The sequence below is a fragment of the Clostridium sp. KNHs216 genome (assembly GCF_006714885.1).
GTDB lineage: Bacteria > Bacillota > Clostridia > Oscillospirales > Acutalibacteraceae > Caproiciproducens.
In genome coordinates, this window is record NZ_VFMF01000001.1 from 259,919 (window position 1) to 274,216 (window position 14,298).

15 protein-coding genes are annotated in these 14,298 nt (G+C 46.0%); 12 read left to right on the top strand and 3 right to left on the bottom strand.

What is annotated here, in order from left to right; genetic code table 11:
- Positions 1 to 119 precede the first annotated feature (119 nt).
- From LY85_RS01290 to LY85_RS01310, 5 genes are all read left to right on the top strand, one after another.
- Entirely contained in the window at positions 120 to 824 is a 705-nt protein-coding gene (locus LY85_RS01290) for a Crp/Fnr family transcriptional regulator (RefSeq protein WP_141825171.1), read from the top strand.
- A 27-nt stretch (positions 825 to 851) separates the two neighbouring features.
- Positions 852 to 1,901 carry an MqnA/MqnD/SBP family protein gene (locus tag LY85_RS01295; protein WP_243122444.1) on the top strand — a complete coding sequence of 350 codons (1,050 nt, stop codon included), beginning with the start codon at positions 852 to 854 and terminating at the stop codon, positions 1,899 to 1,901.
- On the top strand, positions 1,879 to 2,661 hold the full coding sequence (locus LY85_RS01300) for an ABC transporter permease subunit (RefSeq protein WP_185741069.1): 783 nt from the start codon (positions 1,879 to 1,881) through the stop codon (positions 2,659 to 2,661). The genes LY85_RS01295 and LY85_RS01300 overlap by 23 nt, the downstream gene beginning before the upstream one ends.
- 14 nt (positions 2,662 to 2,675) lie before the next feature.
- A complete protein-coding gene (locus LY85_RS01305; RefSeq protein WP_141825173.1) occupies positions 2,676 to 3,296 on the top strand; it encodes an ABC transporter ATP-binding protein in 621 nt (206 codons plus the stop codon).
- 115 nt (positions 3,297 to 3,411) lie between these two features.
- Positions 3,412 to 5,322 (top strand): nucleoside-diphosphate sugar epimerase/dehydratase, encoded by a 1,911-nt coding sequence (locus LY85_RS01310; protein ID WP_141825174.1) that lies wholly within the window; start codon positions 3,412 to 3,414, stop codon positions 5,320 to 5,322.
- A 58-nt stretch (positions 5,323 to 5,380) separates the two neighbouring features.
- Here LY85_RS01310 and LY85_RS01315 read toward each other — a convergent pair whose 3' ends face one another.
- On the bottom strand, positions 5,381 to 5,959 hold the full coding sequence (locus LY85_RS01315; RefSeq protein ID WP_141825175.1) for a thymidine kinase: 579 nt from the start codon (positions 5,957 to 5,959) through the stop codon (positions 5,381 to 5,383).
- A 200-nt stretch (positions 5,960 to 6,159) separates the two neighbouring features.
- Here LY85_RS01315 and LY85_RS01320 point away from each other — a divergent pair, with 200 nt between their 5' ends.
- A complete protein-coding gene (locus LY85_RS01320; protein WP_141825176.1) occupies positions 6,160 to 7,839 on the top strand; it encodes a GGDEF domain-containing protein in 1,680 nt (559 codons plus the stop codon).
- A 106-nt stretch (positions 7,840 to 7,945) separates the two neighbouring features.
- A complete protein-coding gene (locus tag LY85_RS01325) occupies positions 7,946 to 8,713 on the top strand; it encodes a polysaccharide deacetylase family protein (protein ID WP_141825177.1) in 768 nt (255 codons plus the stop codon).
- A gap of 197 nt (positions 8,714 to 8,910) precedes the next feature.
- Here LY85_RS01325 and LY85_RS01330 read toward each other — a convergent pair whose 3' ends face one another.
- Positions 8,911 to 9,150 carry a hypothetical protein gene (locus tag LY85_RS01330; RefSeq protein ID WP_038324057.1) on the bottom strand — a complete coding sequence of 80 codons (240 nt, stop codon included), beginning with the start codon at positions 9,148 to 9,150 and terminating at the stop codon, positions 8,911 to 8,913.
- Positions 9,151 to 9,791: 641 nt separating this feature from the next.
- On the opposite strand from LY85_RS01330, the gene pdaA reads away from it, so the two are divergent.
- The 4 genes from pdaA to LY85_RS01350 all read left to right on the top strand — a co-directional run bounded on the left by pdaA (position 9,792) and on the right by LY85_RS01350 (position 11,876).
- Positions 9,792 to 10,601 (top strand): delta-lactam-biosynthetic de-N-acetylase, encoded by an 810-nt coding sequence (gene pdaA, locus LY85_RS01335; RefSeq protein WP_347562399.1) that lies wholly within the window; start codon positions 9,792 to 9,794, stop codon positions 10,599 to 10,601.
- Positions 10,602 to 10,730: 129 nt separating this feature from the next.
- Positions 10,731 to 10,949: a hypothetical protein gene (locus LY85_RS01340; protein ID WP_038324058.1), complete on the top strand. Its 219-nt coding sequence runs from the start codon at positions 10,731 to 10,733 to the stop codon at positions 10,947 to 10,949.
- A gap of 78 nt (positions 10,950 to 11,027) precedes the next feature.
- Positions 11,028 to 11,570, top strand: coding sequence for a hypothetical protein (locus LY85_RS01345; protein WP_141825178.1), 543 nt, complete (start codon positions 11,028 to 11,030; stop codon positions 11,568 to 11,570).
- A gap of 114 nt (positions 11,571 to 11,684) precedes the next feature.
- Positions 11,685 to 11,876 (top strand): alpha/beta-type small acid-soluble spore protein, encoded by a 192-nt coding sequence (locus LY85_RS01350; RefSeq protein ID WP_038324061.1) that lies wholly within the window; start codon positions 11,685 to 11,687, stop codon positions 11,874 to 11,876.
- A 100-nt stretch (positions 11,877 to 11,976) separates the two neighbouring features.
- Here the strand turns inward: LY85_RS01350 and LY85_RS01355 are convergent, their stop codons facing one another.
- Positions 11,977 to 13,251 (bottom strand): M14 family metallopeptidase, encoded by a 1,275-nt coding sequence (locus LY85_RS01355; protein WP_141825179.1) that lies wholly within the window; start codon positions 13,249 to 13,251, stop codon positions 11,977 to 11,979.
- A gap of 178 nt (positions 13,252 to 13,429) precedes the next feature.
- On the opposite strand from LY85_RS01355, the gene LY85_RS01360 reads away from it, so the two are divergent.
- Entirely contained in the window at positions 13,430 to 14,272 is an 843-nt protein-coding gene (locus LY85_RS01360; RefSeq protein ID WP_141825180.1) for a deoxyribonuclease IV, read from the top strand.
- The last annotated feature ends 26 nt before the right edge of the window (positions 14,273 to 14,298 follow it).

Here is a 14,298-nt window from a genome sequence, read left to right on the forward strand (position 1 = left end):
CTGAAGGAAAAGAGTGCTGCTCCGTGCAGTGCTCTTTTTTGCTTTTATATTGACAGATTTCGGTAAAATGCTTATAATAGTAGAAAAAGTGTATCAAATGAAACAGAAAGTGAACATTTATGAAACCGATTAAAAAGCAAAACAAATACTGTCTGCTGCTGGCACAGTGTTTTCTGTTCAATGGGATTGAAAAGGGCGTAGCGGAAGCCGCTTTTCAAAACGGCGAATGCAGCTGTATGGAATACGAAGCCGGTGAGAAAATATACACCAGAAGCAATTATAAAAAAAGCCTGGGAATCGTTTTTTCCGGGGTTGTAAAGGCCATGAAGCCGGAAAACGAAAACCTGATTATGAATACCTTTTATTCGGGAGGGATTTTTGGGGTTGCCTGCCTTTTTAACAACTCGCGCCGGTATGTATCCGAGATTATTGCCGTCAAGAAGAGCCGCGTCTTGTTTTTGTCCCAGCAGCTTCTGCATGAGCTTTTCGAGAATCATACAAGGATTGCTGAGAATTACATCAGCTATCTGTCGGACCGGATCTGTTTCTTAAATAGCAGGATTGACAATTTCACCGGGGGAACTGCTGTTTGCCGCCTGGCGACGTTCCTCCTTTCGCTGTCCGCCCAGAATGAATATTCCCTTGTATTGGAGCTGCCGTGTACGCTGACCCAGCTTGCCAATACGCTGAACATTGGCCGTGCTTCCCTGTACCGCGCTTTCGATGATTTATCCGATACAGGCGTCATCACACGCGAAGGAAGAAAGGTGACAATCAATCAGATTGAGCGGCTGCGGTCCGGTCAGTTTGGTGATGAATCATAATTTAACGATAGATAAAGAGGGAGAAAAATGAGACTGATGAAAAAAATAATATTACTGGGATTAAGCGCCTGTATGGCTCTGTCCGTTCTTGCGGGATGCGCCGGACCTGCGGCGGCATCCTCCGGTGAGACGGCTTCCAGCGAAGCGGTATCCAGCGCACAGCCGAGTTCTGCCGCTGCTGAAAAGACGACCATTAAGATTGCGGCGCTCAAAGGGCCGACCGGACTGGGCATGTTAAAGCTGATGAGCGACAACGATGCCAAGACCGCCGCCGAAAACTATGAATTTACGATTGTGGGCGCTCCGGACGAAATCGTATCCAAGATTTCCAAAGGGGAAGTGGACGTAGCTGCCGTTCCCACCAACCTTGCCGCTACGCTGTATAACAAGACGGAGGGAAAGGTCCAGATGGCCGCTGTCAACACGCTCGGCGTGCTTTCCATCCTGACAAAGGGAGAGGACATTTCCAGCATCAAGGACCTGAAGGGGAAAACCATCTATTCTTCCGGCCAGGGTTCCACACCGGAGTATGCATTAAATTACATTTTAAGCCAAAACGGTCTTGAAGTCGGTAAGGATGTTAAGGTAGAATATAAAGCGGAACATGCGGAGCTCGCCGCGCTGATGGTTTCCGGTAAGGCAAAGATCGCCGTTCTTCCTGAACCGTTTGTCACTCAGGTGACGGCGAAAGATAAGGACGTAAAAATTGCGCTGAATATCACGGATGAATGGAATAAGGTTGCAGGCGGAAAGAGCGTTCTGACCATGGGATGCCTGATTGTCCGCAAGGATTTTGCAGAGCAGCATAAGGAAGCTTTTGACGCGTTCCTCAAAGAATACAAGGAATCCACCGATTATACCAATACGAAGGTGGAGGAAGCGGCTGCCCTGTCCGAAAAATACGATATCATGCCTGCTGCGGTCGCCAAAAAGGCGATTCCCAACTGCAATATCGTTTATATGGACGGAGACGAAATGAAAGCGAAAATTCCTGATTTTTTGAATGTTCTGTTCACAGCCAATCAGAAGTCCGTTGGAGGTAAATTACCGGGTGATGACTTCTACTACACAAAATAAGAATCTTTTTCAATACAAAGGGTTCAGAACCTTTCTGGCCGCCGTGTTTTGGATCGGCCTATGGCAGCTGGCCTATTTCGCTGTAAAACAGGAGATACTGATCGTATCTCCTGTTCGTGTTTTGCAAAGTCTGTCTGAGCTTTCCCAGACCAAAGAATTCTGGCTGACTGCGTTTTTGTCCATGCTCCGCATAGTGGAAGGCTTTTTGCTTGGCGTGGCTTTCGGAAGCGTGCTGGCGGTCCTGACTTCCGTTTCGCGTATGATGTACGATGTTTTTTATCCGGTCATCAGTATCATCAAGGCAACGCCCGTGGCTTCGTTTATCATTCTCGCGCTTGTATGGATTCCGTCCACTCATGTGCCGTCCTTCACGTCCTTTTTGATGGTGACGCCGATTATATGGGCAAACATGGTCAACGGCATTAAAAAGACCGACAAAAATCTTCTGCAGATGGCCGCGTCCTATCGGTTCGGACTGGTAAAAACCGTCAAACGCGTCTATCTGCCTTCCGTTATGCCGTATTTTACCGCAGCCTGTACAACCGGGATGGGGCTTGCCTGGAAGGCCGGTATCTCCGCCGAGGTGCTTTCCGTCACTCCGCTGTCGATCGGCAGGCAAATCTATAATTCCAAAATCTATATTGAAACGGATGATTTGTTTGCATGGACGGTGCTCGTCATTGTCATGAGCGTCATTCTGGAATGGCTGATGGTTCGGTTCATGAAAAAAGTAGGGCAGAAATACAACGTTGTGCAGTGATGGAGCGGTGTGAATTGAAAATTGATCATTTGACGAAAAATTATAATGGAAAAACGGTACTGGAGCAGTTTTCTCTAGAGCTTCCTTCAACCGGAACGGTCTGTCTGTTCGGCCCTTCCGGCTGTGGAAAAACGACGCTTTTAAATTGCATAGCAGGTCTGGAGCCCTTTGACTCCGGTGAAATTGAAGGAGCCGGCACCGGGAAGATTTCCTATCTTTTTCAGGAAAACCGCCTACTGCCATGGATTTCTGCCAAAGATAATATTGCCGCTGTTCTTCGCGGCAAAGCCGGACAGAACGCGGAGCAGGCGGAAAAATGGCTCAGCCTGGTCGGTCTGGCGGAAGCGGGGAACAAAAGACCGGCGGAGCTGAGCGGCGGAATGCGGCGGCGGGTCGCCCTTGCGCGGGCGCTTGCTTACGGCGGGGATCTGTATCTTATGGATGAGCCCTTTCAGGGGCTGGATGCGGAGCGCAGGGATGAAATGATCGCTTTGCTTCAAAAGGAAACGGCCGGCGCACTGAAAATCATTGTTACCCACGATTTTGAGGAGGCGGAAATGCTGGCCGACGTCATTTATATTCTGGAAGGTCCTCCGGTCAGAATTGCTGACATAATTGTAAAAAATCCTGTATAAATCTGCATATTCTTCCAATACCGCTGTGTTTCTTTACAAATTGTGTCTTTCATTCGTGTATGGTTTGTGCTATACTAATGCAGTTAAATTTGTTTTAGTAGGGGTAATTTATGATATGAAGAATCAAAGGGCTACTTTTGGAAGAACATTCGCTCAAATCATAATAGATGTTCTCTGTGTATTTTTCAGCTACTGGATTGCTTTTGTTTTACGTTATGACGGGAAGATTTATCTCCCCACTTATGACTGGGAATCCTTCTGTACCTGGATTCCGTGGATTTCGATTATTTATATTGCATCCTTTACGGTTTTTCGGTTTTATAAGACAATGTGGCAGTTTGCCAGCCTTGATGAATTATTGCTGATTTTTTACGGAGCCACCTTTGCGGCGTTACTTGTAACCATTCTGGGTTTTACCTTTGCGCAGCAAATTTCATGGGGCCTTTTTCGAGTCAGGCGTTTCCCATGGGGTGTCTATGTCATCGGCTGGGTATTGACTATTTTTTTGGTGGGCGCTTCCCGGTTCAGCTTCCGGCTGATCCGCAGAATGAAGCGCAGGAGTCAGATCAACAGGGAAGACGGCGAGGAGTTTCACCGCGTGATGATTATCGGCGCGGGGGAAATGGGCTCCATGGTCATCAAGGATATGAAGGCTGCCCCTGAAAGCAAGGGTATCCCTGTGATCGCCATTGACGACAGCAAAAGCAAACGGGGAACCAGAATTCATGGGGTCAAGGTAGTCGGCGGCCGTGAAAGCATTCCGAAAATGGCCGTTCGCTATAATATTGACCAGATTGTGCTGGCTATTGCATCGGCCAGTAAAAAGGACAAGCAGGATATCCTGAGCATCTGTGCGAAAACAGGCTGTCAGCTGAAGACGATTCCCGCGCTGTATGAAATCATCGAGGACAGCGCCGATCCCCTGAAAGTCAGGAACGTCGATATTATCGACCTTCTGGGAAGAGATGAAATCAAGCTGAATATCGCGGAAATCAGCGGTTATCTCAAAAATAAAACCGTACTGGTAACCGGCGGGGGAGGTTCCATCGGCAGCGAGCTGTGCCGCCAGATCGCTTATTTTAATCCGAAAAAATTGATTATTTTTGATATATACGAAAATAACGCCTACGATTTGCAGAATGAGCTTCTGATGCGCTTCAAGCATTTGAATCTGGAAGTTCTGATCGGTTCAGTCCGCGACAAGGGAAGAATCGAGCATATTTTTTCTGTCTGCAAACCGGACGTCGTTTTTCACGCCGCCGCCCATAAGCATGTGCCTTTGATGGAGCTGAGCCCCGGAGAAGCGGTGAAAAACAATGTGTTCGGTACGCTGAATGTGGCGCAGGCCTGCGACAAATACGGCGTGAAGCGCATGGTGCTGATTTCGACCGACAAGGCGGTCAACCCGACGAATATCATGGGTGCGACGAAACGTATCTGTGAATTGATCATTCAGTACAGCAGCCGTCACAGCAAGACCGATTATGTCGCCGTCCGTTTTGGCAACGTTTTGGGCAGCAACGGCAGCGTCATTCCTCTTTTTAAGAAGCAGATTGCGGCCGGAGGCCCGGTCACCGTTACCCATCCGGATATCATCCGGTATTTTATGACGATCCCCGAAGCGGCGCGTCTGGTGATTCAGGCCGGAGGCATGGCGCGCGGCGGTGAAATCTTTGTGCTGGATATGGGTCAGCCGGTGAAAATTGTGGATCTGGCAAAAAACCTGATTCGCCTTTCGGGTCTGCAGCCGGATGTTGATATTAAAATCGAATACACGGGGCTGCGTCCCGGTGAGAAGCTTTATGAAGAGCTTCTTCTGGACAGCGAAGGCGGATGTCAGAAGACTTCCCATGAATTGATCTATATTGGTACGCCGATCCCGTTCAATGAGGATACGTTTCTCAATCAGATTGAAAAGCTGAGAGATGTCGCCGGTTCCAATAACGTGGAAATGATGAATGTCGTTCATGAGCTGGTACCGACTTATTCCGGCCATGCCGAAGAAACGGACGCACTTGCAAATTGATTTTCATAAAATAAAAGCCCGTGGCCAGTCCATTTACTGGCCGCGGGCTTTCCTCATTCTATTTCTGTTTTCGGGGATTGTCTATCCTGTCGTTTTTCCAGCACTCATAGCATAGGCCGATATAACTTTCATTGCCCCCGATAAAGACCTGTTCCCCTTCCCGTATGATTTTTCCGTTGCAAATCCTTGCGTTTACTTCCGCCTTGCGTCCACAGGTACAAACGGATTTGATTTCCGTCAGAGAGTCCGCAATTTCAAACAGACGCTTGCTGCCTTCAAACATATGCGTCTGAAAATCGGTCTTTAATCCGAAACAGAGAACGGGGACAAACTCGATCGCGATATCCTTCAGCTGATCGATTTGAGGGGCGGATAAGAACTGCGCTTCGTCTATGATCAGGACATCGTAATGGTTTTGCTGGAACCATTGATACAGGTTCACGCTCTTATCAATTAAAATACCGGTATCTTTCAGACCGATCCTGGACTTTACAATGGTAAGGCCATCCCTGTTGTCCACAGAGGGTTTTAATAAACCTACCCGGTAACCTTTTTCTTCATAGTTAAATTTCACCATCAGCGCCTGTGCCGTTTTGCTGCTGCCCATTGCGCCATATTTGAAATACAATTTCGGCATTTTCATTCCTCCGGTTTATTTTTGATAACCTTTCCTAAGTATAGCACCCTTTATTTACTTATGAAATACAAAATTTGGTGATGAATACAATATTTAAAAATAATAGCCACAAAATGTCTGATTCAATAAATGATTGCTGATTAAGATCGGATATGCTATAATTTTCTGTATGCAAAATTTAGAAAAAGGCGGTGAACCGTTTGAACAGACCTAAAATGCTGTACGTTCAGTTTTTTCTTGTGAGTTTGTCTGCGGTGATCATCGCCTTTATTTACATCACTTTTCAGGTGGAACAAATCAGGCTGGATGGGGGAGAAGTAACCGATTTTAACACGGGGTGGCTGTTTACAGGCAGCAGCGGGAACAGTCTGAAGATCGATTTGCCGGCGCACTCCGTACCGGGAGCTGAAAAAAACAGGGCCGATTCTATTTCCAACAGGCTTCCTTCTGATCTCGGCAGTGAAATGACGCTTTCTTTTCCGACCTATCATGCGAGGATGCGTGTCTTTGTAGGAGACAAATTAATTGATGAGTTTGGATATCAAACGCATCTCCTGTTTGGAAAATCCCCGGCATGTACGGCGTGGCATATCGTTCCTCTGCCGGAAGGCTCGGAGGGAAAGACGGTTACCATTGAAATCTGTTCTCCTTATACGAAATATGCATCTACATTCAATGCAATTACCATCGGGACGAGAAGCGCGAATATTATCTATTTGATGCAGAAATTTTTCCTCAGCACGATGATCAGTTCTCTGGTCCTGATTTTTGGAGTTCTGCTGTTGATGCTGTATTTTATTGCCCGGACAAGGATGAAAAACAATCTTGCTCTTCTGTATCAGAGCCTGTTTGCCATCAGCATCTCTGTTTCCGCATTGACGGAAACGTCGGTTCTGCAGCTTGTAACCGGAAATGTTCTGGCGCTTGGCTATATCATGTATTTTTCGCTCATGCTCTGTCCCATTCCATATTTACTGTTCATCAAAACGGTTTATGCGAAACACCACGCAGAGCTGTTCGATCTGCTTTGTGCCGCCGCCGTGGCGAATTTTTTGATCTGCACGTTTTTGCAGGTATTCAATTTGTTGGATTTTCCTGAAACAGTCTTTTTGACCCATATTATTATGGCGTTGGCTCTCGTTCTTTCTGTTTATACCGCGCTTGAAAATTTATTGAAGTATAAAGACCGTAAAGTAATTCCTTTTTTGACCGGGCTTGGTTTGATGTTTATTCTTTTTATGGTCGATATGGTCCGGTATTATACGGGTGTTTATCAGGACGGGGCGCTGTTTTGCCGCTCGGGGCTTTTCTTCTTTGTCGTTCTTCCTTCTATTGATACGGTTTCCCAATATTTTTCGATGATTGAGCTTGGCATGGAAGCCCGCGTTCTGAAACGTCTTGCCTATCTTGACGTGCTGACACAGAAAAAGAACCGGACAGCCTTTGAAATCAAAATGGAAGCTTTAAACCTTCAGCGTGACCGTTCCCATGTGGCGATTGTGGCGTTTGATGTAAATAATTTAAAGATGGTCAACGATAACTTTGGACACAAATGCGGGGATGAACTGATTCTGGCGGCTTCGGACGTGATCCAGCAGAGCTTTGAAGGGTATGGAAGCTGCTACCGTATCGGTGGGGATGAATTTGCAGTGATTATTGAAAACTATCTTGTCAGCAGTACCAAAGCATGTGTCCATGATTTTAGAAGGCTGTTGAACGAATACAACCAAAAAAATCCCAGCCGGATCGAAATCGCCTATGGCTACGCGGAATACAAGCCAAATGACAAAAATTTATTTGAAACGCTGAACCGTGCGGATAAGCTGATGTATGAGAATAAAAAACAAATGAAAGATACCGTGTATTCAAAAGGACTTTAACGCAGGGAGCCGGTTGAAGGAATAAGCAGAAATTTAAGAAAACTGAGTGAAAAAGAAAATAGGAAAACCCTACGTGTGCATATAATTGTGCCAAGGGGGCATTGTCATGAGATTTTTGATTCTGACCAGAAAAAGAATACTGACGGTTTTATGCTGCCTGATTTGCGGCATATTGGCTGTGTTCCTTGCATTTCAGGGCGTAGCGGCAATCAGGGCATCTTCCAGTAAGCGTCTGATTCCAATTTACTGCGTAAAAACGGATGAAAAGAAAATTGCGATCTCATTCGACGCGGCGTGGGGAAATGAAGAGACACAGACGTTGATCGATATTCTGAATAAATACAACGTTAAAACGACTTTTTTTGTGGTGGGCGCCTGGGTGGATAAATATCCCGAATCTGTCAAGGCACTTACGGCCGCCGGACATGAGGTCTGCAACCATTCCAACACGCATCCCCATATGCCGAAGCTCGGGCAGACGGAAATGACAGCACAGGTGGCGGAATGCAACAATAAAATCAAAAATGTCACCGGTGCCAGTCCGCTGCTTTTCCGTGCGCCTTACGGCGATTATAACAATCCTGTGATTGAAACCGTAAAATCTCTTAATATGTACTGTGTTCAGTGGGACGTGGACAGTCTGGATTGGAAAAATCCGCCGCCGAACGCTATCGTTACCCGGGTGACCACCACAGTAAAACCCGGTTCCATTGTTTTGTTCCATAACGGCGCAAAAAACACACCGGCGGCCCTTCCCAAAATCATAGAGGCGCTGCAGAGTCAGGGTTACCAGATCGTTCCCGTATCCCAGCTGATCTATAAAGACAACTACACCATAGACCATACTGGAATGCAGGTGAAAGAAAACGGATAAAATTCCATTCCGCTTTGCCTTTCAAAGGAGGGAAATCGATAGAAAAAGGGCACCGCGAATTCATGCGGTACCCTTTTGTGCCGGAATATAATTATTTTTGTGAAATAAACATTGACAGAATATGAATTTTATGTTAATTTAAAAACTAGAGTTTATACACATTGCAGGATAATGTGTATTGGCTTATGTGCTTTTTTTCAGCGAAGTTGCTCCAAGATGAACGTCATTATTGGGGCAACTTCTTTCATTTTGTCCGTAAGAATGGCAATCAGTAAAAGAATGAGCAGAAAGACATTCAGAGCCTTCAGAAGGGTCTTTGAATTAATGTTCGGCAGACACCATTGAATCGTTTTCACTTCATGACGTTTTCCTTCATCCTTTGTAACGGTGTCATAGGTTTTTTTCCAGATGACCACGGAACGGGCATTCGTTTTCATAATGAATCTCCTTTCTTATGGCGAACGCACAGATGTGAACAGGGTTTTAATAATGTCCAATTTCTTTTCACCTCGAATCTTGATAGGATGATTTATAATAAAAATGACCAATCCAGTAAGGAGTGGTCATGAAAGGCCCTCCATAAATTCAATTGCAAGCACCGGTTGTCAATATGGAGGAATATTACTTTTTTGGGGGACAGATCCGCCATCTGACGATACTATTCCGGTTCGATTATTTTCATAACGCATAACTCCCGATTATCATTCTTATTTACGATTAAAGAATATTACACTTTTCAATGAATGTCAACATATATTTTGGGGAAGTTTTAACGAAATATAGATAATATTTTAGCTGAATACGGTTCTGAAAAAGAAAATTTGTCAATTTATAAGAGAAATAAATCTTGTTCAGTGTTAAATTAACGGACCGATATCCACATCTTTATAAAAGGCGCTTTTATTATTACCGGGTTTTGTCCTGTTTCTGTTCCTGTTACGGTATCATCCCGGCTTTCTTTTCCATTCCCGCTCAACCCTGTATTGCGGTTGGGAGGGATTTTTTATTTTCTGAAAATTTTTCTGATATTATCTGCGATGGCATAATATATTTTACTGTAAGGCAGGTGACAAATACCGTGTATATAACCGTTAGAAAAAAGCAAATTGAAATTGTCATGGCAGTCTTTATTTTTCTGCTGGCAGGCATACTTACGCTTACCCATCGGCAGCAGGAAATCGCCGTACAGACGGCCGCTGCCAATACCAACTGGGGGCTCGGCTTTGGGGAAAACGGCAAGCAGCCTACAGGAAATGCCTCTGCGGATTTTTTAAAGCAGTATAACGCCTATTATGTGGGGGCGGCAGATAAAAAAGTGATTTACCTGACGTTTGATGCCGGGTATGAAAATGGGTATACGCCGGCGATTTTGGATGCGCTGAAAAAACATAATGTAAAAGCGACTTTTTTTGTAGTGGGGAATTATCTGAATACAAGCCCTGATCTCGTGAAACGGATGCTTGCGGAAGGCCATATTGTCGGAAACCACACCAATACGCATCCCGATATGTCAAAAATTTCAGACATGACATCGTTTCAAAAGGAGATTTCAGCGGTGGAAACGAAATTTAAGGAAATCACCGGGCAGGATATGCAGAAATATTATCGTCCCCCACAGGGAAAATACAGTGTAAATAACCTGAAGCAGGCCAGCGAGCTCGGATATAAAACGATTCTCTGGAGCCTCGCTTATGTGGACTGGTACCAGGATAAGCAGCCGACGAAGGAACAGGCCTTTGACAAGCTGATTCCCCGTATCCACCCCGGGGCAATCGTGCTGCTGCACAGTACCTCCAAGACAAATTCCGAGATATTGGACGAATTGCTCTCCAAATGGGAAACCGCCGGATATACCTTTGGGACCCTGAACGAATTAAGTGGGAAATAGGAAAAATCATTTCACGAAATATGCTTGTTTTGTGAATACACGAATGCTACAATAGTTCTAATGATTTTATGTAAATCACATGTCATGCTTCGTCAAGGAAATCGTTATTAAAAAACAAGGAGGACAAAAATGGCGAAAATAACGGATATAAGAAAGTGCGGCAGACTGATCAGCGCTTATAACAAGACCGCAATGGACGTAAACTTTAATCAGGAATATTTCTCCATTTGGGTTCACGCCGCAGGACAGGAATCCGGTTTGGAGACCTGTCCGCTGAATGTGCAGCTGAATACGGAAATGGCGGAAAGACTTCGGAATTATTTAAATGAATTTTTAAATAAATCATGAATGAATTCTTTTCTTAGCTACATACTTTACGAGCAAACGCAAATAATGTTTGTACTGATTTACGGGAGTGAGTGTAAAATGACAAACATTATTTTTTGTGGCAAATCTACCGACACATCAGTTTCATGTGCTTTGCTTCCGGCGCTGGAAAAATACGGCGGAGTACAGTATTTCAATACGCGGCAACTTGTGCGTCTTGGAAGCGACAAGGTCGAATTTTTTCTTTACGACTGTGAAAAACTGCCGCAAATCGAGCTGGAAAGCGGCATCATCCTGTTTAAAAACAGTTTTCATTCTTCAGAAAAAATTTTGATTCCGGAGGGATTCTTGTCCATTCTGGAAATGAAAAATGCAAGCGCGGCGGAATTGCTCAACGGAACCGGAGCCGCGGCGATTACCTGCGGCACAAGTTCCAAAGATACGCTCAGTATTGCCGGTATCGATGAAACGAGTGCTGCGCTGAGCCTTCAGCGCAGTGTGATGACGCTTGACGGAAAAATGGTGGAGCCCCGCGATTTTACGGTCAGATTCCCGCCAAAGCTCAGTCCTACGCGTATTTTAGCGGTGTGCGCCGTGCTTCTGCTGTCCGGTATCGATTCCGCAAATGGTTATGAGCTTTAACTTGCAAAAATTAACATTCATAAAAACACCCCATGTACACAAAATAGGAAAGCAAACGCAAAACAAATCAAAATTCAAAAACGAATTGAAAATTATTGAAGGAGTGTTTTGATTATGGCAAGTAAACAGAATGTAGTTCCTGAAGCAAGAGAAGCTCTGAACAAGTTTAAGATGGAAGCCGCTTCTGAAGTCGGCGTCAACTTAAAGCAAGGTTATAACGGTGATTTGACTTCTAGAGAAGCCGGTTCCGTCGGTGGCCAGATGGTCAAAAATATGATTAAAAGCTACGAGCAGAACATGAAGTAAAAATTTCCATTGTTGGAGCGTCATGCCGTTCGGTATGGCGCTCCAATTTTTTGAAAGCCCGCATAGATTTATCTATGCGGGCTTTGTATAAGAAATTGTTTTATACAGTGGCGGCATGAAGCAGCACGTTGATGTTTTCCTGATAAATGGTGTTAAACTGCGAAATAGAAATCGGATTTCTGCCCAGACCGACTTCAATCGTATAGCCGGGCCTGCGGTAATCCTGAATAAACCAGTCCTTGTAGCCTGCGTAAGAAGCAATTCCGGCAGTCTGGTCCAACCGGTAGCCGCTGATTGCCGCGAATTCCTCTCCAATGGTTCTGCCTTCCGGGGGAGCCATATCCATGAAATTCCAGTAGATGACCCTTCCCTGCGTGTGGTAGGCGATCACCAGCCGGAAATCGTGGGTCTGCGTAAAATTGACGACGGTCTGTGTTTCCGGTTCCGACACGGGAAACGGCCCCGAATATCTTGTCGGGCCGGGACCGGTAATGCCGTATTCTGCTTCCGCATCCTTTGATTCCTGCCACGCGGCGTTATAATTATGGTTTAGATCCACACCGTGGTTGTTTGCCTGCCATACCGTAGAGAAATCGGTGCTGCCGTTATTCCAGGCAATCAGGTCCTGATAATACGGGTTGTCAGGCTGCAGGCCGTTCAGTACCAGGTCCACTCCGTCGGGATTTACCATGGGAATGATGTAAATACTGCTCTGGTTCCAAATTGCTCTGGGGTTATATCCGTCGCCCAGCGTCTGGTTCAGGGTATAGGTATATAGGAAATTTTCCGTAAACTTCATCAGCAGGGGGGAAGTGATCCACTCCAGAGCGTGATGGGCTGCATTATAGAAAACCTGATTCGGACCCGAGCCAAGCCTTAGATAATACAGGTTTTTTCCAAGGACGCTGAGCCCTGCAATGCCAACCTCTAAAAAGGGGTACCGTGCTTTCAGCCCCTGAATGTCCCGCTCTAAAATCTGATAAGTATAGTCAATATTGGTGTCCACTACGTCCATGCCGTAAGGAACAACGATTTGCTGGCCGACCGTGAGGTTTCCGGCGTTAAGACCGGGGTTTGCTCCGAGCAGCAGGGGAAGGGACGTATGGTACCGGCGGGCGATGCTGTAGAAGGTATCACTTGGCCTTATCCGGTACAGATCATATCCCAGCAGGTATCGTTCCATGATCCTATAGGTAGCCGGGCCGATGATGCCGTCCTGAGTAAGACCGAACGCGCGCTGAAATTGCAGGACTGCCCGGCGCATCTGCTGGCCGAAGGTTCCATCAATGGGACCGGGATTGTAGCCGATCTTTTGCAGCATTGCCTGAATTTCCATGACATCCGTCCCGGACATCCCCAATCGCAGTGTTCTCATGATGGTTCACCTCAAAATTCTTTTTTGAAAACCGCTCATTGATTCATGGTACTAATGTATTGCGGAAAGTAAGGCTTTATGCTATATTTTCCATGGACGTTTCTTTCGATTTTTCGTTTTCTCCGTAAAGCAGCGGGAAAAGGGAAGACAAAGAAAAGTCCTGAAAGGAGTAATAAAAATGCTGAAAATAGGCTGCCATCTTTCCGTGTCCAAAGGATTTCTGGCCATGGGAAAGGATGCCCTTACCATACAGGCGAATACGTTCCAGTTCTTTACACGGAATCCCAGAGGGAGTAAAGCGAAGGAAATCAATCCGGAGGATGTCCGGGCATTGCTGGAGCTGATGAAAGAAAACCGGTTCGCACCCATCCTTGCGCATGCTCCCTATACACTGAACGCCTGTTCGGCTGATGAGAGAACCAGAAGCTTCGCCATGGAAACAATGGAGGACGACCTTAAACGGATGGAGTTTTTGCCGGGGAATCTTTATAATTTTCATCCCGGCGGCCATGTGGGGCAGGGAACGGAAAAGGGGATAGAACTGATTACCGTAATGCTCAATGCGATTTTGAAGCCGGAGCAGCACACCGCGGTTCTGCTGGAGACAATGGCCGGAAAAGGCACGGAGGTAGGCCGTACTTTTGAGGAGCTACGGCTGATTCTGGACGGGGTCGAGCGGAAGGAACAAATGGGTGTTTGCCTAGACACCTGCCATGTGTTTGACGCCGGATATGACATTGTAAACGGTCTTGACGACGTTCTGAACCATTTTGACGAAGTTATCGGTCTTGACCGGCTGAGGGCCGTTCATCTGAACGACAGCCTCAATTCTATGGGCAGCCATAAAGACCGTCACGCCCGAATCGGGGAAGGAAAGATCGGGCTTGAGGCGATCACCCGTGTGATCAACCATCCTGCCTTACGGCATTTGCCGTTTTATCTGGAGACGCCGAACGATCTTGACGGTTACGCCACGGAAATCAAGCTTCTTCGGAGTGTCTATGAGGAGACTCCTTCTTAAGGCAAAGCGGGGAGCTTCTTTTTTAT